Here is a 17,736-nt window from a genome sequence, read left to right on the forward strand (position 1 = left end):
CGATGAGTTTATTTTCTTCATAAAAAAACAGCTCCATCAAGGAGCTGTTTTGATTTGAATAAACGAAAATTATACATCATAAGTTGTTGATGCAGTATTCCCGCCTTTGCCTGTCCAGTTGGTATGGAAGAACTCACCACGTGCTTTATCAGTGCGCTCATAAGTATGGGCACCAAAGTAGTCACGTTGAGCTTGGATCATATTCGCAGGCAGACGATCTGTAGTGTAACCATCTAAGAAAGTCAAAGCAGAAGCCATACATGGCATTGGCAAACCCACTTCGATTGATTTAGCAACCACTTTACGCCATGAACTCATGCAGTCTTCTAAGATATCTTTGAAGTAAGGATCTGAACCTAAGAATTGCAGATCTGGGTTATTTTCATATGCATCACGGATGTTCCCTAAAAAGGCACTTCGGATGATACAACCACCACGCCACATCAGGGCAACGCCACCATAGTTCAGATCCCAGTTAAACTGTTCTGAAGCTTCACGGATCAGCATAAAGCCTTGTGCGTATGAGATGATTTTAGATGCCAACAGAGCCTGACGAATGGCTTCTAGCCACTGTGCTTTGTCGCCTTCAACTTTATCAATTTGTTTGTTGAAATGTTTCGCCGCTTCGACACGTTGGTCTTTTAAAGAAGACAAGCAACGAGCAAATACTGATTCAGAGATCAATGTCAGTGGAATACCTAAGTCCAATGCATTGATACCGGTCCATTTGCCTGTTCCTTTCTGGCCAGCAGCATCGAGGATGTGTTCAACTAGGGGCTGACCATCTTCATCTTTATAACCTAAGATATCAGTGGTAATTTCAACTAGGTAGCTATCTAGCTCAGTGGTGTTGAACTGTTTGAAGGCTTCTTGCATCTCTTCATAGCTCATACCTAACCCTTCTTTCATGAAGTGGTACGCTTCGCTGATGAGCTGCATGTCACCGTATTCGATACCGTTGTGAACCATTTTGACAAAGTGGCCTGCGCCATTTTTGCCTACCCAGTCACAGCAAGGTTCGTTTTGATCTGTTTTAGCTGAAATCCCCTGTAAAATTGGTTTTACAAAAGGCCAAGCTTCAGGATTCCCGCCGGGCATGATCGATGGTCCGAAACGAGCACCTTCTTCGCCACCAGAAACGCCGGTACCAATATAACGAATCCCTTTTTCTGCCAGTTCCTGAGTCCGACGGTTTGTATCTGGATAATTAGAGTTACCACCATCAATGATGATGTCGCCTTCATCCAGCAGTGGAACTAACTTATCAATAAATTTATCGACGACATCTCCAGCACGCACCATCAACATAATTTTACGTGGCGTTTCTAGTTTTTCGACCAGATCTTCTAGAGAATGAGCGCCGATAACATCTGTGCCTTTGGCTGCATCGTTAAGAAAATCGTCTACTTTTGAAGTTGTCCGGTTGAATGCCACAACTTTAAAACCGTGGTCATTCATGTTGAGAATCAGGTTCTGGCCCATCACTGCCAGACCGATAACACCGATATCACCTTTTTTCATTTGAGCTCCTCACTTATAAATCTTTGGCTGCATTGGCATCTAAATACCACTCAGTGATATTTCTCGCTTTAATTTTCGCCGCAGGGTAGGGCAAGTCGACTGAATCATGGGTCGCAATTTCTTGAAGACGCTGCGCCTTGCCTTCACCCAACACCAGATAGGTAATTCGTTCTGCGTTACTCAGCAGTCGAGCACTTTTAGAAACCCTTAATTGACCACTCTGTGGATGTTCTGCCACAAGCGTTAAATCAGGATCATTAAAATCAGTATGATGTGGGAACAGTGACGCTGTGTGCCCGTCATCTCCCATGCCTAATACAATCCAGTCAAACGCAGGGATCCCATGTACTTTCGGAACGCTCTGGCAGATCTCTTCGGCTAAGCGCTGTGCTTCTTCTTCTGGATCATTTTCGCCGATGATACGGTGGATATTTTCTGGGTTCATTTCAATATGGTCTAACAAGAGTGCTTTGGCTTGACCATAATTACTTTCTGGATCGTTGGGCGCTACACAGCGTTCGTCTCCCCACCAAAAATGCAGGTTATTCCAGTTGATTTTGTCACGGTAATGATCGGCCAGATATTTAAACCATAGTTTCGGCGTGCTGCCCCCTGAGAGGGAAATATGCACAGGTTGTGTCGACTGGCTATATTCAAGCAGCTCTTGAGAGAGTGCTTCCACGACAGCTTGCCCATCGTCAAATACTTTATAATTTATCATGTTAAAGCTCGCAATAATCGGCATCAGTTAAGTTTTTGCAAGGAAATCGCCACTGTCGACCTTCACGGGTTAATAACTCGTCAGCCTCTTTGGGGCCCCAAGTTCCACAGGCGTACCCATACAGTGTCGGATTGTCTTGCGTGATATCTAAAATAGGCTGTACAAAATCCCAGCACGCTAATACGGCATCGCTGCGTGCAAATAAGGTTGGGTCCCCTTTAATTGAATCAAGCAATAACCGTTCGTAAGCTGTTAACACTTCGGTGCCGTCTAAGCTGTCATAGCGAAATTCCATAGAGACTTCTTGCGATTCAAAGCCTGCACCGGGTTTTTTCAGGCCAAACTTCATCAAAATACCTTCGTCAGGTTGAATACGAATGACCAACTTATTATCAGGGGTATTTTGTCCGAAGACCGGATGCGGTGTTTTCTTAAAGTGAATGACAACTTCGGTCACGCGGGTGGGCAGTCGCTTACCAGTACGGACATAAAAAGGCACACCATTCCAACGCCAGTTATCAATGGATAGTTTCAGTGCAACATAGGTTTCAGTGCGTGAGTTTTCATCCACCCCATGCTCTTCACGGTAACCCACCATATGTTCTCCGCGAATATCAGAGGCTGTGTACTGACCTAAAACCAGATCTTCTTTTAGTCTCGTTTCATCCAATGGATGTAAGCTTTGGAATACCTTGAATGTTTCATTACGAATAGCATCTGAATTGATGCGTGCTGGTGGTTCCATTGCCACCATTCCTAAAACTTGCAGAAGATGGTTCTGGAACATATCGCGCATTGCACCAGCGCCATCGTAATAACCGCCACGCTCTTCAACCCCAATCGATTCAGCAGAGGTGATTTCAACATGGTCGATGTAGTTGCGGTTCCACAAGGGCTCGAACAACCCATTGGAAAAACGAAAAACCAACAGGTTTTGTACGGTTTCTTTGCCCAGATAATGGTCAATTCGATAGATCTGGTCTTCGCGGAAAAAACGGTGAAGTTGTTTGTCTAATGCAACGGCTGATTTTTTATCATAACCAAATGGTTTTTCGACAATTAGACGTTTCCAACCATCTTTTTCAGAATGCAAGTCATGCGCCGCTAGGCATTCTGGAATGACGCCATACAAGCTTGGGGGTGTAGACAAGTAATAAATGACATTTCCTGCAGTGTCATATTGCTGACTTAATTCGGTCAATCGGCCTTTTAAGACTGCATAGCTATCTTGATCAGCAGTGTTCAGCGACTGATAGTGAATGTGCGCGCAAAATTCATCAAGTTGCTCGCTATTTTCGAGTTTTTCACTTTCAATCAGTGCGTCTTTAATTCGGGCGCGATAAGCGTCGTCGGAATATTCAGTGCGGCTAATCCCCAAGATTGAGAACGAAGCAGATAACTGCTCTGTTATATAAAGATGGTAAAGAGCCGGGATTAATTTACGGCGTGTCAAATCGCCTGATGCCCCGAATATGGCAATACAGTTGTTATCTAATTGGTTCATATTTTATTCCCGTATGACTCATCGACCTGTTGTTTGTAACATGACTGGTGATAAATGGATGCGTATTACAACCCTGATGTTTATCTGCTTCGCAGGCTAACCAATCCCTAGTGGCACTGGATGCATCTGTTGGAGGGCGCGGATAATAAAAAATTACATATCGTCCTCTTTTACTTTACCGTTTCAATTTAACAAATTAATAACTTGTTGAGAATAACCCAAAATCGATTAAAACGATTACTTATCGCAATGAATATATCACAATTTATTGAAAACTCGCTTAATCTTTATCGTCATGTTGCATTAAGTTATTGATTTAATTTTTGTTTGGCACCATTTTGCATAACAGCAAATAGTTATTTTTTTGACCAGATAAATAGCCAATAGTTCAATCTAGCAAAGATTAATGTTGATTGCCTAGCCTAATTTTTTAAGGTAAAAAGGCTTCTTCTGCGTTGTTGATATGGACATCTTTTGTGAGTGCATTTTGGAATGATTTTGCCGGTGGAGCATCAGGCGAGTTATTAGCTTTTTTGTTATTTGTTGCGATTGTTGCTGGAACGATCGATACATTAGCTGGAGGCGGTGGACTATTAAGCATTCCCGCGTTGATGACTTGTGGGGTGCCTCCGCTGATGGCCTTAGGTACCAACAAATTTCAGGGGAGCTTTGGTTCGGCAATGGCCTCGGTACTGATGTTTCGCTCACGTCGAGTACATTGGGCGGATGTCCGTGGTGGCATTTTGGGATCCCTGCTTGGAGCAGTCGTTGGCACCTTTTTAGTACAACATATCCATGCTCATTGGCTCAGTTGGATAGTGCCGGGCGTATTGGTATTTATTGCGTTGTTTTTCTTGCTTGCAAAGCCCCCGCTAAAGACGGCGAAGCCACGCTGTTCTAAGCGTATTTATCAGCGTTGTATTGTGCCTGTGATCGGTTGGTATGATGGCTTCTTTGGGCCGGGGACGGGATCCTTTTTTGCGCTTTCCGGGGTGTCTTTACGTGGTTTGTCGATGGTCGATGCAACCGCGGTCGCGAAAGTATTTAACTGTGCATCTAATGTGGCGTCGTTGGTGGTGTTTTTAGTCGCAGGACAGGTCTTCTGGTCGGCAGCCATTGTGATGTTCTTGGGGCAATTGGTTGGCGCATGGATGGGCGCCCACGCGTTATTTAAAATCAACCCCAATTATCTGCGTTATCTTGTCGTTGTGATGAGTATTTCAATGCTTGCGCGCTATCTATGGACACAGCATTTCGGAGCGTAGAAAACTTGTATTATTAAACCAATGCTATTGTTGAAGCGATGTGTATTGGCAAGATCACCATTAACGACTGCATAGTCGTTAATGGTTGAGGATGGCTCTGTTAGCGAATGACCTCGTTATAAAAAGCCAGCGAATAGAGCTGATGTTTAGAGTTTTCTATGGACTACCAGTCTTAACTGCGCAGCGCTGTCAAAGTGTCTAGTAAATGCGTATGCATGGATTGGTGTTCTAGGTGCTGATGTTCTTTGACCTGCCATTTCCCTGCCACCATCACTGACTGAATAGCATTTTTGTAATGCGCAAAAACCCAACTATCGAGTAGCTGTTCGATATTGGCACTTTCAAGATAAGGGGCACTTAAATCAAGCTCAATCAAATCTGCTCGTTGTCCCACGGCGAGTTGGCCAATCGGTTGGGCAAGTGCTTGCGCGCCGCCCCGATAAGATTCAACTAACATTCGCTCTGCGGTACTAGGGTATTGAGTGTTCGCTAAAAAGTTTCGTTGTTGATGTTTGAGCCGTTGGCCGTATTCCAGCATACGCAGTTCTTCGCTCACATCGACACTGATGTGGCTGTCGCTACCAATTCCGATTCTTCCGCCTTTGGCTAAAAAGCGTTTCACTTCAAATAAGCCATCACCTAGGCTGGCTTCAGTGAGCGGACATAATCCAGCAACGGCTTGCGCGTTGGCTAATAACTCGAGTTCGCGAGTGGTGATATGTGTTGCATGGATCATACACCAGCGAGCATTAATCTCGACTGAACGACTGAGCCAATCAAGCGGGGTCGTTTGGTGTACTTCCAAACAACGATTAACCTCTCGCATCTGTTCACTTAAATGCAGATGCAACGGCCAGTCGCTGGGTAATGTTGCAACGACATCATTGATCTGTTCGGGGGTGCAGGCTCGAAGGGAATGAAAGCAACCCCCAAGACGTTGGTTAGGGCGTGCCTGAATCAGAGGTTTAAGCCTGTCTAATTGAGCAAGATATTGCTCAGTCGTTTGGATAAAACGCCGCTGAGTGCTGCTCGCGGGAGCCATGGCAAAATCACTATAGCTATAAAGCGTGGGTAAGAGCGTGAGTCCAATCCCTGCATCGGCAGCAGCCCGGCTGATGGCATCGGCCATCTCATCATTGCCAGCATAGGGTTTGCCATTAGCATCATGATGCAGATAGTGAAACTCACCGACACTGGTAAATCCACCTTCAAGCATTTCCATATACAGTGATTTAGCAATGACATATAACTGCTCGGGAGTGATTTGCAAAGCGACTTGATACATCTGTTCACGCCAGCTCCAGAAACTGTCATGGGGGTTTAAGCGTTGTTCTCCTAACCCTGCCATCGCTCGTTGAAAAGCATGAGAATGAAGGTTCGGCATGCCAGGCAGTATGGCGCCAGTTAGTTTTTGACACTGTCCACTGACATCATTTGCAGTCAGTTGAGTAATAAAACCATTGTCGTCAATTTCAATGCAGACATTACGCTGCCATCCAGAAGGCAGATAGGCAAAGGGGGCTAGATAGCGTTCCATAGTCATCTCTTGGGTTAAGCTGTTGTCTATACATATAAAGAAAGATTCAGCCAATGTAAATGAAAGATGTGGTGAATTCGCAATATATGATGTGTGACAATCTATTTAGCTATAAAAGAATCGAATTATTAAGCAAAAAACTTGTCTTATGGATATTATTCTGTCATTTTTTATGTAAATGTATATACAAGTTATCGACGTGATTATCACTTAACCAGAATGAGATGGATAGGAGAGACCCAATGAGTGCAGGAAACCGTTATCGTGATGGAGTGATTAAAGCTCCAACTGGAACCCAATTAAACGCAAAAAGCTGGCTGACCGAAGGGCCATTGCGAATGTTAATGAATAACCTGGATCCAGAAGTTGCAGAAAACCCTAAAGAATTAGTCATTTATGGCGGAATTGGTCGTGCTGCCCGTAATTGGGAATGTTACGATAAAATCGTTGAGTCACTTAAAGCGCTAAATGATGATGAAACACTGCTCGTCCAGTCAGGTAAACCCGTTGGCGTATTTAAAACCCACAGCGATGCTCCGCGAGTATTGATTGCCAACTCAAATCTAGTTCCACACTGGGCTAATTGGGAGCACTTTAACGAACTCGATGCCAAAGGGTTGATGATGTACGGCCAGATGACCGCAGGTAGCTGGATTTATATCGGTAGCCAAGGCATTGTTCAGGGAACCTATGAAACAATAGCCGAAGCAGGGCGTCAGCATTATGATGGCGATCTGAAAGGGCGCTGGTTCTTTACCGCAGGCCTCGGTGGTATGGGAGGGGCTCAGCCTTTGGCGGCAACTTTTGCCGGCATGAGCTCAATCAGTGTTGAGTGTCAGCAATCGCATATCGATTTCCGTCTGAAGACTGGTTATGTTGATGAACAGGCTACTGACCTGGATGATGCGCTAGAACGTGTTCAGAAATATTGTGCAGAAGGCAAAGCGATCTCAATCGCATTGTTGGGCAATGTTGCTGAGATCCTTCCAGAAATGGTTCGCCGTGGTATTAAGCCTGATATGCTCACCGATCAGACTAGTTCTCATGATCCACTTAATGGCTATCTGCCAATCGGTTGGAGTTGGGATGAATATCGCGAGCGTGCTAAAACTGAACCAGAAGCTGTGGTTAAAGCTGCAAAACAGTCGATGGCTCAGCATGTTAAAGCGATGGTTGAACTACATAATCAAGGTGTACCGACCTTTGATTATGGTAACAACCTGCGTCAGATGGCCGCTGATGAAGGGGTCCGTGATGCATTTTCTTTCCCTGGTTTTGTGCCTGCCTATGTTCGTCCGTTGTTCTGTCGTGGTATCGGTCCATTCCGTTGGGCTGCTTTGTCTGGTGATCCGGAAGATATCTATAAAACAGATGCCAAAATTAAAGAACTTATTCCAGATGATGAACATCTGCATCAATGGTTAGATATGGCGCGTGAACGCATTCATTTTCAGGGATTGCCATCACGTATTTGCTGGGTCGGACTTGGAGATCGTGAGAAACTCGGTCTAGCCTTTAATGAGATGGTTCGCAGTGGTGAACTATCAGCTCCGGTTGTGATTGGCCGAGATCATTTAGATTCAGGTTCTGTCGCTAGTCCAAACCGTGAAACTGAATCGATGAAAGATGGTTCAGATGCGGTTTCAGATTGGCCATTACTCAATGCATTGCTGAATACGGCCAGTGGTGCAACTTGGGTCTCGTTGCACCATGGTGGTGGGGTCGGTATGGGCTTTTCACAGCATGCCGGGATGGTGATTGTCTGCGACGGTAGTGAAGACGCAGACCGGCGAATTGCTCGGGTTTTACATAACGACCCGGCAACAGGTGTGATGCGCCATGCTGATGCTGGTTATCAGAGTGCAATTGACTGTGCGAAGGAACATCAATTGAACCTGCCTATGCTGGATCAGTAATAAGGAGGTTCTATGTCAACCCTATGGCATAATTTACGATTGATTAACCAACCTGATGTTGATGCAATTGTTTCTGATGGTGCCAGCATTGTTTGGGTTGGAGAGCAAACTGCTGCGCCAGATTGCGATCAAACAGTAGACCTGGGCAATGCCTGGGTCACTCCCGGTTTCATTGATTGCCATACCCACGTTGTCTTTGGTGGGGAGCGAGCCCATGAGTTTGATTTGCGCTTGCAAGGTAAAAGCTATGCAGAGATTGCTGCCAGTGGCGGCGGTATTGCCTCAACCATGCAAGCGACCCGGCAAAGCGATGAACAGACACTTTATAAGCTCGCCCGGCGACGTATTGAGCAGTTGATCGCAGATGGCGTGACAACCATCGAGATTAAATCTGGTTATGGTCTGGATGAGCTAAGCGAAACGAAAATGTTGCGGGTCATTCGCCAATTAGGCGAAGATCTTCCTGTGACCATCCTGTCGACAGCGTTGCTGGCGCACTCCCTTCCCCCTGAATATGCCGATGATCAAGCAGGCTATGTACATTGGGTCTGTCAGATGCTTCCTAAATTGCATAAAGAAGGGTTGATTGATGCAGTGGATGCGTTTTGTGAACATCTGGCGTTTTCACCTGAGCAAGTTGCCCAGATTTTTGACTGCGCTGGACGTTTATATCTTCCGGTTAAATTGCACGCCGAGCAGCTCTCATTGCAAGGTGGAGCGCAAGTTGCAGCTCGTTTTCATGCCTTGTCAGCCGATCATTTAGAGTATCTTGATGAAGCGGGTGTGATTGCGATGGCCAAAGCGGGAACGGTTGCGGTGTTACTGCCGGGCGCCTTTTACTTTTTGCGTGAAACGCAATATCCCCCGGTGAATTTATTGCGTCGCTATCAGGTGCCGATTGCGATTGCGAGTGATTGCAATCCGGGCACATCACCGGTTTTATCGTTGCGGTTGATGATGAACATGGCATGTACGCTGTTTCGCTTGACGCCAAGCGAAGCCTTGGCAGGGGTTACGACCAATGCGGCCAAAGCGTTAGGGCTGCAAAACACGCATGGTCAGATTGCACCCGGTTTTTGTGCCGATATGATTGCCTGGCAAGTGGATGATCCTGCTGAGATTTGTTATTGGCTGGGGGGACAGTTGCCTCATCAACGTATTTATCAAGGAGAACTCGATGCATCCCAAGGCGTTTGAATTTGAGCAAGGTGATAGTCCGCTATTGATTAGTATGCCGCATGTGGGGCAGGCGCTCTCAGATGAGGTGGCGCAAAAGTTGACACCCAACGCAGCACTATTGCCCGATACCGACTGGCATTTACCGACGTTATATCGTGATGTTAAATCATTAAAGCCAAGTATGATCATTGCGAACTATTCACGTTATGTCGTTGATTTAAATCGTCCAGCCGATGATCAACCACTTTATCAGGGCAATACCACGGGGTTATTCCCTCAGACATTGTTTACTGGTGAACCGTTATTTCACTCACCTATTAGCGATGAGCAGCATGAGTGGGCGAAAAATGAGATTTGGCAGCCTTATCACCAACAAATCAAAGATGAATTAGCACGTCTTAAGGCAAAATATGGTTATGCCTTATTATTTGATGCGCATTCCATTCGCAGTCAAATACCATTTTTATTTGAAGGTAAACTGCCTGATCTCAATTTTGGGACTAACCAAGGGCACAGTGGTGATCCTCGTTTGGTTGAAGCGCTGCTGCCTGTGTGTCAAAGCAATGCGTATTCTTGGGTGGTCAATGGTCGTTTTAAAGGGGGGCATATCACGCGTCATTTCGGCCAACCTGAACAGCAGATCCACGCACTACAACTGGAAATGGCGCAACACGTGTATATGCAAGAACAATGGCCATTCAGTTACCTGCCCGACAAGGCCGCACAGATCCAACCGGTGATATTCGCACTGTTACGTACTTATGTTGAGCGAGCTGCACAAATCTTTACATGAACACGTACCATCTTGAACGGATTAACTGGTCATAACTTGAGTCCGATTCGATGAGCCTGCTCACAAGGCCTTAAGCTATGACCATCCACAGCCCCTAATTCTTGTGCGGCCTGGGCAGTATTGCTCATCTGAGCTGGTTCAGGGGCGGAGCTCATGATGAACCATCTCAATATTTACTAATCTTAAGCTGTCTAAATCGTTGCTTCGTGATCACTCTCGCCTGTGTTGCAATAATTCTTAAAGGGGATTCAAGGCAGGCTCTGGGGATGAACCAAATGAGCAGGCCAGGTTGGCCTGCTCGTTAACTGATAGGATAGGTATAAAACCTAGGGACTGTTGACCTTTGGTGGTTGAATTTTGTTCAAATTAAACGCATTTTGAACGCGGCGCCTCCTGCGTCGCTTAATGAGTTAAGCAAGCAGGGGGCAACAAAGTTCAGGATGCGTTTAAATGAACCCCAAGGGCAGTATCTGAGAGGAATTTATCCAGCGTTAAACGTTCTTTGTGGAGAATAACTACACGGCACAACGTTTGCCTTGCCTAAATCCCTCTCAGATTTCTGCAAAACTAATCACAAAAGGTCAACAGTCCCTAGAAATTGCTCAAGCCAAGCGTTCAATTAACGGCTGCGAGGTGAGTGATCGTTCAGTGTCATAAAACGCGTCAGGAGAATACTCACTGCATAAAGAATGGCATAAATCCAGATAATGCCGTGAATACCAAGCGAATCAAAAAATAAGCTCACTGTTGCTGTCCCAATAAAAGTGGATAAACCTGCACCTAAATTAAGCACAGATAGGGCAGCACCTTTATGCTCAGGTGCGAGTGTGGGCATCAATGCTGATAACGGTACAAAACCGGCCAAAGAAATCCCGAACAATATCGACACACCTAACATGGCGTAGTAGTTCGCGCCTAGCCATAACGGGACATAATAGAACCCTAGTACGCACAAGGCTGACAAAAACCCACCAATCCACATAATGGTCTGTCGCCATCCTAAACGGTCAGCCACCATGCCGCAAACAAGGTTGGCAATGATATTAGTTGAGAACAGAGCGCCCCAAATACTGAGCCAGTCACTTTGACTAAAGCCGACCGTTGATTGCATAAAATTAGGCATAAATGCAATAAACCCATACACCGCAATCGTGTTAATAATTCGGACGATCCCACCAAATCCAATCTTGTAATTTTCAAAAGCGATCGTGAGCCCTTTCTGCAAGGTTTGCAGCGCCGCGTGCTTGGCGGGTCGCTCAGCTGAGGGGGAATGGCGACGAACCCAGACAAAGTTTAGTAGCACGACAGTGGCCCCAGTCGAGACGAAAATTAACCCTGTCCATAACAGCTCGATATAGCTAAGGTGCAGGTCTTTTAAAGCTACGTCTGAATAGTAGGCGCCGAGAACGAAAAATCCACCGGTGAAACAAAACCAGAACCAACCGACGGCGGAACCCAAGCGCTCTTTGGGGGTAGCTTGTGCGATCACCACTAAAAATGAATAAGCAAACAATGGATAGGCAAATCCACGCAGTGGATAAGTGAGCAATAACAGATGATAATTAGTCCCCGCAGCAAGTGAAGGAACAAATAGACATGTGCCTATCACAAATAGAATTGTTCCAGCAAGCATGGTTCGGATAGGGCCAAATGCTTCTGTGAGAACACCAGAAAACCAAGATCCAATCGCCACCGTTAATCCATAACCGGCAAATATCGTTGCGGCTTGCGTATGGCTCAGACCATGGTTAACAAAGTAATTTTGCAACCACGCAGATTCTAGGCCGTCGCCCATCATAAAAATAACGACGCCTAAAAAACCAAAAAAGAGAGCTGGTGGAATACCTATTTTATTTAACCATTCGAAACGATGGATTGAGGCTGATGACGATTGTTCTGTCATCGACTTTTTTGTAGGGGCTGGTTGAGTCAACATGTTCTATCTCCCAAACGACCTCTTAAGGGCCATTATTATGTGTTGTAGGGAAGAGGAGCAGATTAGCGTTCACAACGTCGATTTACTTCGCATTATTCTATTTTCTGTGTAATGACCTGCGAACGCTGTTAATCATAAATGGGCATGTCCTACTTTACGGGTTGCCCATAGGTCTTGAATTTTTCTTGCATTAGCGTCATTTCATCATGATCAAGAACCACCGGGGTGCCAAAGCTCGATGCAATGCAGTGAATTTTTGCGCAATGCTCAATTTCTTCGGCAATATTGAATGCTGCATCCAATGTTCCCGCACCTGTCAGTAGACCATGATTGGCTAGCAAGACGGCCCGTCGGTCGATCATCGCTTCAAAGGCCGCCTTAGCAAGTTCCTCGGTGCCAAAGGTTGCATAGTCAGCGCATCGGACATCGTAGCCAGCAAAAGCCACTAGGTAATTAGATGCCGGAAGCGGCTGACGCAATGTCGCTAATGCCGTACAGTAAGTGGAATGGGCATGAACAACGGCCCGAATATCACTGCGTCGCTCGTAAAAAATTTTATGCATACTCCATTCACTGGAGGGTTTGCGATGACTATCGACTACTTCTCCTTGTGGATCTATTAAGACGATATCTTCAGGGGTTGCGCTAAAATAATCGACACCACTGGCACTAATCGCCATTAATTCTGACTGTGGATCGTAGATCGAAATATTGCCACCGGTCCCGATGGTTAACCCATGGGTGGAAAGTTTTTTACAGGTCTCAACTATTTCAATTCGTTGTTGCTCTAATAACATGACGGTCATCCTTTTGTTGCAATTGATATCAGCTTATTTAAATTGATATAAAAGTGGTTCATGATTAATAAATCGTTGAATTTCAGCCGCAATCATTTGGGTGTGATTGGTCAGCACTTCACGTGTTGCTCCGGCAATATGTGGGGTAATCACGACATTATCGAGTTCGCTAATGTAAGGGTGGTCGGCATAAATCGGCTCGTTGGCAAATACATCAAAGCCGGCCCCGGCAATTCGTTTTTCACGCAACGCCTCAATTACCGCCTGCTCGTCTAATACGGCGGCCCGAGAGGTGTTAATCAGATATGCTGTCGGTTTCATGAGTGCTAATTTGTCAGCATTAATGAGATTTTCGGTCGCTGGTGAAACCTTAAGATGTATGGTGATGAAGTCTGAACTGCGCATCAGTTCGTCAAGTGTGACTTTGATGACTCCTGGTTCGTTAACCTCTATCTCAGAAACATAAGGATCATAGATCGCAAGTTCCATCCCAAAAGCGCGGGCAATTTTGCCGACTCGTCTGCCAATGCTACCGTAGCCGATAATACCCAACCGTTTGTTATGTAATTCCACGCCTTTAAAAACCTCATAAGGGCTGTCAGCAGTCACATCCCAAATACAGTCTTTCTGTTTACCGGCTCCGCTTTGCTGCGTATGTTGTTGGGTAAATTTTTTCTGCTTTAACGCGCGGTATGCTTGAGGAATATGGCGAGCGCTATTGAGCAGATGGGCAATGGTTAACTCTGCCGTGGCATCGGAGTTGCGGCCCGGTGTATAGATCACTGGAATCTGCTTGGCCTGAGCTGCAGCCACATCAATATTGACCGGATTTGCCCGTGTACATGCGATGAGTTTTAGGTTCGGGCAGTTCTCAATTACATTTGCAGTAATATCGTCATATGACGTAATGAGAATGTCGCAATCATGGCCCAGAGCAATGAGTTCAGACTCAAGTAACTTGGGTAACCCTTTTGCCCACCCTTCTATTTTTAGGTCACCAATGGCCTCTAGTTCATGCAAATGACCATCATGTTCAGCTGTGAATAATATCTTCATCATTTATTGCTCCAAATGTTTGGATTCAAGGATCTGTGCTCTTAAGTCCCAAAGAGGAATCGCCACGTCTCTTAATGTCTTATAGATTTCGAATAAATTTTCATAGAGTTCAAAGTGTTGCGGCAGCGGGGAATAACATTGATCGATAGCAAAAATGTCATCCATCTGGTGTGCTGGAGTCATGCCAAGTGCTATTCCTGCCAAAATAGCGGCCCCTTTAGAAGAGAGCTCTTTGGCTTGAGGGATCACGACGGTACGTCCTGTCACATCGGCAATGATTTGGCTCCAGGCTGGAGAATTGGTTCCACCACCCGCTAAGAAGAGTCGTCCTTCCGTTGGCGAACCCTCTAATGCATCTTTAATGGTATATGCAATGCCCTCATAGACTGCTTTAATCAAATGTTCTCGAGTGGTATTGCGGTTGATACCAAAAAAGTTAGCGCGGGCATTTTCATTAAAAAAAGGTGCGCGTTCGCCGACGAGGTAAGGGTGATAAATAATGCCACCAGCGCCAGCAGGAACTTGGCTGATCAACTTTTCTATTTCAACAAAGTCGTGTGTCTGTGAGATGGAATCCAGACACCATTCAATGTTAGGCGTCCCACTGAGCGTTGCTTTAAGCACCATGAAGTGATCGGCGAGTGCATGAGGAATTGTGCGATTGCTATCATCCTGACTGATTTCTAGCTCGCTGGTGACAATACCTGTACAACACGTGGTTCCCAAGATCGTAAAAACATCATTGTCTTTAATTGCTCCGACACCGAGTGCAGCCGCTGAAACATCGAGTGCCCCGGCACACACTTGGGTGGTTAATGCTAAGCCGGTAAATTCAGCCACATCTGCGGTTATCGTTCCCACAAGATCTGTGGGCTGGTGGATCGGACTCATTAGGCGAGTGGCATCGGTCAAGTTTAGTTCAGGATCATTAAAAATCGACGATGCTAGCGTTTGAGAGTCCAAATTCAGTAGTGATGTCCCGCTATCACTCAGCTCTAAACCGAGCATTCCGGTCAGTTTGTAACGTATCCAATCTTTGGCAAAGAGTAAGCGGTGTGCCTTTTGCAGCGTTTGTGGTTCATGTTGCGCAAGCCAACTTAAGATCATAGTAGTATTGCAAGGTAACGGTTTGTTGTATGTTTCTTGCGTAATTTGTGTCAGTTTATCGTGTGTTATTTCTAATTGATGAACGACAGAAGCGGCTCTTGAATCACACCATAAGATGGCGTTACGCACCGGTTTGCCTTGCGGATCGATGAGCCATACCCCTTCGCCTTGACCTGTGACGCCGATCCCTTTGATGTCTGTGGCGGCAACCCCACATTTTTCAACCAGTTCCTTGAGCGTCAGACAGACTTTCTGCCAGGCGCGATCCATATCTTGTTCAGCAAAAGATTCAGAATCATCGAGGTGTATCGTTTCATTGGGTTGAGACGCAACATAGGTTTCTCTGTATTGGTCATCAAACAAGACTGATTTTATATTTGAGGTACCGATATCGATCCCAATCAGATAATGGCTCATCAGATCATCCTTCAAATTGCTATATCGCATAAGATTTAATGTTGTCAGACAACATTAATGATTTATGCAATATAAAAGTGTGATTGTGATCTTATTCTGTTAAATTTTAGTTAAAAATGTAATTATCAGGGTGTTTTTTGATGTTTATTTGTTTTTGTTGTCTGACAATATGGTTTTTTACTTAAATCCAAAGTCGCTGTGATAATAAGGGCATAACTTAAAAGTTAGCCCTGTTTTAAAACACAGAGAATGGTTCTTGACGTCTAAAGAAATTGGTTACGGAGGCGTTGATGTTTGGGGAAAATTTGGTTCAGATCGAACGCGACATAGTCTGTGCTACGTAATGAGTTAAGCAAACAAAGGGAGCAAAGTTCAGGATGCGTTTAAATGCGCCCTAAGGGGCCGGCGCACAATGCTGCAAAACGAATCACCAACTAGTCGTTATTTTGGGAGTCTTGTTGGCGCAGCTTAAAAGACTTTACTCAATGATTCGATTACGAATAATACTGAAATCGAACATCTCATTATTATAGTAATCATTTGTGTAACCGATAATTTCCCCCTTTGTACTAAAATACACCTCTTCAAACATAAGAAACAACCCCACCTCCGTAGTCAGCTCGGGAATATCCCGACGCGTTAGAATTGCGGGAGTAATTTTACTTTGCGCATGAGAGACGATATGTCCTCGGCTGGCAAGAAACTGAAACAAAGAACCCTGCAGATGAACTTCCTCTAGCCCTTCACCTAATATTCTGACTGGAAAAGTGTTGATGTTGTAGACCGCAACGGTCTCATCAGCATAGCGGATACGATGGATCAGGTAGCAAGCTTCATCTTTGTTAATATTAAGCTTATTGGCAACGGTCTGGGACGGTAGGATTGTGGAGAGATTGATTCGTTTTGTGCTTGGGTAGGCATGATGTTTCTTGATGGCTTCTGTTACACTAAATAACGTATCAATGCCATTATTGACGCTGTCTGGACGAGTTCGAAGAAAAGTGCCTTTCCCTTGAATTTTATAGATAATGCCTTCTTGAGAGAGATTCGCCAGCGCTTCTCGAACGGATGAACGACTAACGCCAAACCGTTGGGTGAGCTCTGTTTCTCCGGGTAAACGGTCATCGACGGACAAGTTGGCTTGTTTGATGAATTCAATAATGCCATGTTGAATGATACTGACCCGCGATTGCTGTTCTTTTGGTTTCATAAGAGATACTCTAAATGGTGCTTTCTCCGAGTTTAATTTTACTATACTACAGAGTGTCTCAATACCCCATTAATAGCACTTGTTGCATTGACGGGGATTGCTATTTGCATCGTATTTCAATAACGCCTTTTTGATCGCCCAATGTTTGCAGAAGCCGTTATTGTACCAGCTCCAGCGCAACGTCTATCGCTTGGATATTTTGCCGCAAACGAGTTTTTGCAGCTTAAGGCTGAAAGGATTTGGCGCATCAGCAATGACTCGCTGTGCGCAGCAAATTTAGGTATCTCTAGCGCCTAATTCTATTGAGCGGCGTGTATTGCCATCAGTGCTTTGACTGTTTTAGTGCTCTGGTGGCTCTGTTTTTTACAATTTGTCAGTATCGCCATAAGGATAGCGTTTATGGCCGAAACGAATGACCAGAATCGCCAGAGCAACGACCAAAATAGCAGCACCTAAGCCAAGCATTCGCCAAGTATCGAGGTTTTTCATATCCAACGCCATATAGCGGGCGAGCGCGACAATGACAATATACAAAGGCATCCGTACAGGGAGCCGGCCTGATTGCAGATATAGTCCAACCATTGCCAGTACTTCTAGGTAAATAAACAGCAATAATAAATCCGCGAGAGTTACTTTCATCGCATGGATCACGAGCCAAAGTTCCTGACCCATTGCGATAACGGTTAAAAGAGCAATTAACAATAGCCCCAAATCTTCAACGATACTTATGGCGTTGGAGCCAAATTGCTTTAACCTGTGCATGTTATTCTGACCCAT

Annotated in this window: 15 protein-coding genes; 4 read left to right on the forward strand and 11 right to left on the reverse strand. The window is 45.2% G+C overall.

What is annotated here, in order from left to right:
- Positions 1-69: 69 nt before the first annotated feature.
- The 3 genes from gnd to zwf are packed head-to-tail and all read right to left on the reverse strand — an operon-like array spanning position 70 to position 3,746.
- Positions 70-1,521, reverse strand: a complete 1,452-nt coding sequence (gene gnd / locus EV690_RS13560; RefSeq protein ID WP_131913553.1) for a decarboxylating NADP(+)-dependent phosphogluconate dehydrogenase — start codon at positions 1,519-1,521, stop codon at positions 70-72.
- A gap of 13 nt (positions 1,522-1,534) precedes the next feature.
- Positions 1,535-2,242: a 6-phosphogluconolactonase gene (gene pgl, locus EV690_RS13565; protein ID WP_131913554.1), complete on the reverse strand. Its 708-nt coding sequence runs from the start codon at positions 2,240-2,242 to the stop codon at positions 1,535-1,537.
- Position 2,243: 1 nt separating this feature from the next.
- Positions 2,244-3,746, reverse strand: a complete 1,503-nt coding sequence (zwf, locus tag EV690_RS13570) for a glucose-6-phosphate dehydrogenase (protein WP_131913555.1) — start codon at positions 3,744-3,746, stop codon at positions 2,244-2,246.
- 476 nt (positions 3,747-4,222) lie between these two features.
- On the opposite strand from zwf, the gene EV690_RS13575 reads away from it, so the two are divergent.
- Positions 4,223-5,011, forward strand: coding sequence for a TSUP family transporter (locus EV690_RS13575; protein WP_131913556.1), 789 nt, complete (start codon positions 4,223-4,225; stop codon positions 5,009-5,011).
- A 172-nt stretch (positions 5,012-5,183) separates the two neighbouring features.
- Here EV690_RS13575 and hutF read toward each other — a convergent pair whose 3' ends face one another.
- Positions 5,184-6,548 (reverse strand): formimidoylglutamate deiminase, encoded by a 1,365-nt coding sequence (hutF, locus tag EV690_RS13580; protein WP_131913557.1) that lies wholly within the window; start codon positions 6,546-6,548, stop codon positions 5,184-5,186.
- A gap of 242 nt (positions 6,549-6,790) precedes the next feature.
- Between hutF and hutU the strand changes: the two genes are divergently transcribed.
- The 3 genes from hutU to hutG are packed head-to-tail and all read left to right on the forward strand — an operon-like array spanning position 6,791 to position 10,436.
- Positions 6,791-8,464, forward strand: coding sequence for a urocanate hydratase (hutU, locus tag EV690_RS13585; RefSeq protein ID WP_131913558.1), 1,674 nt, complete (start codon positions 6,791-6,793; stop codon positions 8,462-8,464).
- 12 nt (positions 8,465-8,476) lie between these two features.
- Positions 8,477-9,661 carry an imidazolonepropionase gene (gene hutI / locus EV690_RS13590; protein WP_131913559.1) on the forward strand — a complete coding sequence of 395 codons (1,185 nt, stop codon included), beginning with the start codon at positions 8,477-8,479 and terminating at the stop codon, positions 9,659-9,661.
- Positions 9,642-10,436 carry an N-formylglutamate deformylase gene (gene hutG, locus EV690_RS13595; RefSeq protein ID WP_131913560.1) on the forward strand — a complete coding sequence of 265 codons (795 nt, stop codon included), beginning with the start codon at positions 9,642-9,644 and terminating at the stop codon, positions 10,434-10,436. Before hutI ends, hutG begins: the two co-directional genes overlap by 20 nt.
- Positions 10,437-10,465: 29 nt before the next feature.
- Here the strand turns inward: hutG and EV690_RS18585 are convergent, their stop codons facing one another.
- From EV690_RS18585 to EV690_RS13625, 7 genes are all read right to left on the reverse strand, one after another.
- Entirely contained in the window at positions 10,466-10,591 is a 126-nt protein-coding gene (locus EV690_RS18585; protein ID WP_263433846.1) for a hypothetical protein, read from the reverse strand.
- Between the two features lie 464 nt (positions 10,592-11,055).
- On the reverse strand, positions 11,056-12,372 hold the full coding sequence (locus EV690_RS13600; protein ID WP_224054992.1) for an MFS transporter: 1,317 nt from the start codon (positions 12,370-12,372) through the stop codon (positions 11,056-11,058).
- 149 nt (positions 12,373-12,521) lie between these two features.
- Entirely contained in the window at positions 12,522-13,169 is a 648-nt protein-coding gene (locus EV690_RS13605; protein ID WP_131913561.1) for an L-fuculose-phosphate aldolase, read from the reverse strand.
- Between the two features lie 33 nt (positions 13,170-13,202).
- On the reverse strand, positions 13,203-14,225 hold the full coding sequence (locus EV690_RS13610) for a 2-hydroxyacid dehydrogenase (protein WP_131913765.1): 1,023 nt from the start codon (positions 14,223-14,225) through the stop codon (positions 13,203-13,205).
- A gap of 3 nt (positions 14,226-14,228) precedes the next feature.
- Positions 14,229-15,749 (reverse strand): FGGY-family carbohydrate kinase, encoded by a 1,521-nt coding sequence (locus EV690_RS13615; RefSeq protein WP_165872762.1) that lies wholly within the window; start codon positions 15,747-15,749, stop codon positions 14,229-14,231.
- A gap of 478 nt (positions 15,750-16,227) precedes the next feature.
- Complete coding sequence (locus EV690_RS13620; protein WP_131913563.1) at positions 16,228-16,959, reverse strand: GntR family transcriptional regulator; 732 nt, start codon at positions 16,957-16,959, stop codon at positions 16,228-16,230.
- A 363-nt stretch (positions 16,960-17,322) separates the two neighbouring features.
- Positions 17,323-17,721, reverse strand: coding sequence for a phosphate-starvation-inducible protein PsiE (locus EV690_RS13625; RefSeq protein ID WP_131913564.1), 399 nt, complete (start codon positions 17,719-17,721; stop codon positions 17,323-17,325).
- Positions 17,722-17,736: the final 15 nt, after the last annotated feature.

This window comes from Celerinatantimonas diazotrophica (assembly GCF_004339545.1).
In the GTDB taxonomy this organism is placed as follows: Bacteria; Pseudomonadota; Gammaproteobacteria; order Enterobacterales; family Celerinatantimonadaceae; genus Celerinatantimonas; species Celerinatantimonas diazotrophica.

Excerpts from the sequence above, each read along its gene's own strand:
- gnd (WP_131913553.1), bottom strand. The coding sequence starts at position 1,521 with ATGAAAAAAGGTGATATCGGTGTTATCGGTCTGGCAGTGATGGGCCAG.
- pgl (WP_131913554.1), bottom strand. The coding sequence starts at position 2,242 with ATGATAAATTATAAAGTATTTGACGATGGGCAAGCTGTCGTGGAAGCA.
- zwf (WP_131913555.1), bottom strand. The coding sequence starts at position 3,746 with ATGAACCAATTAGATAACAACTGTATTGCCATATTCGGGGCATCAGGC.
- hutF (WP_131913557.1), bottom strand. The coding sequence starts at position 6,548 with ATGGAACGCTATCTAGCCCCCTTTGCCTATCTGCCTTCTGGATGGCAG.
- hutU (WP_131913558.1), top strand. The coding sequence starts at position 6,791 with ATGAGTGCAGGAAACCGTTATCGTGATGGAGTGATTAAAGCTCCAACT.
- hutI (WP_131913559.1), top strand. The coding sequence starts at position 8,477 with ATGTCAACCCTATGGCATAATTTACGATTGATTAACCAACCTGATGTT.
- hutG (WP_131913560.1), top strand. The coding sequence starts at position 9,642 with ATGCATCCCAAGGCGTTTGAATTTGAGCAAGGTGATAGTCCGCTATTG.
- EV690_RS18585 (WP_263433846.1), bottom strand. The coding sequence starts at position 10,591 with ATGAGCTCCGCCCCTGAACCAGCTCAGATGAGCAATACTGCCCAGGCC.
- EV690_RS13600 (WP_224054992.1), bottom strand. The coding sequence starts at position 12,372 with ATGTTGACTCAACCAGCCCCTACAAAAAAGTCGATGACAGAACAATCG.
- EV690_RS13605 (WP_131913561.1), bottom strand. The coding sequence starts at position 13,169 with ATGTTATTAGAGCAACAACGAATTGAAATAGTTGAGACCTGTAAAAAA.
- EV690_RS13610 (WP_131913765.1), bottom strand. The coding sequence starts at position 14,225 with ATGAAGATATTATTCACAGCTGAACATGATGGTCATTTGCATGAACTA.
- EV690_RS13615 (WP_165872762.1), bottom strand. The coding sequence starts at position 15,749 with ATGAGCCATTATCTGATTGGGATCGATATCGGTACCTCAAATATAAAA.
- EV690_RS13620 (WP_131913563.1), bottom strand. The coding sequence starts at position 16,959 with ATGAAACCAAAAGAACAGCAATCGCGGGTCAGTATCATTCAACATGGC.
- EV690_RS13625 (WP_131913564.1), bottom strand. The coding sequence starts at position 17,721 with ATGCACAGGTTAAAGCAATTTGGCTCCAACGCCATAAGTATCGTTGAA.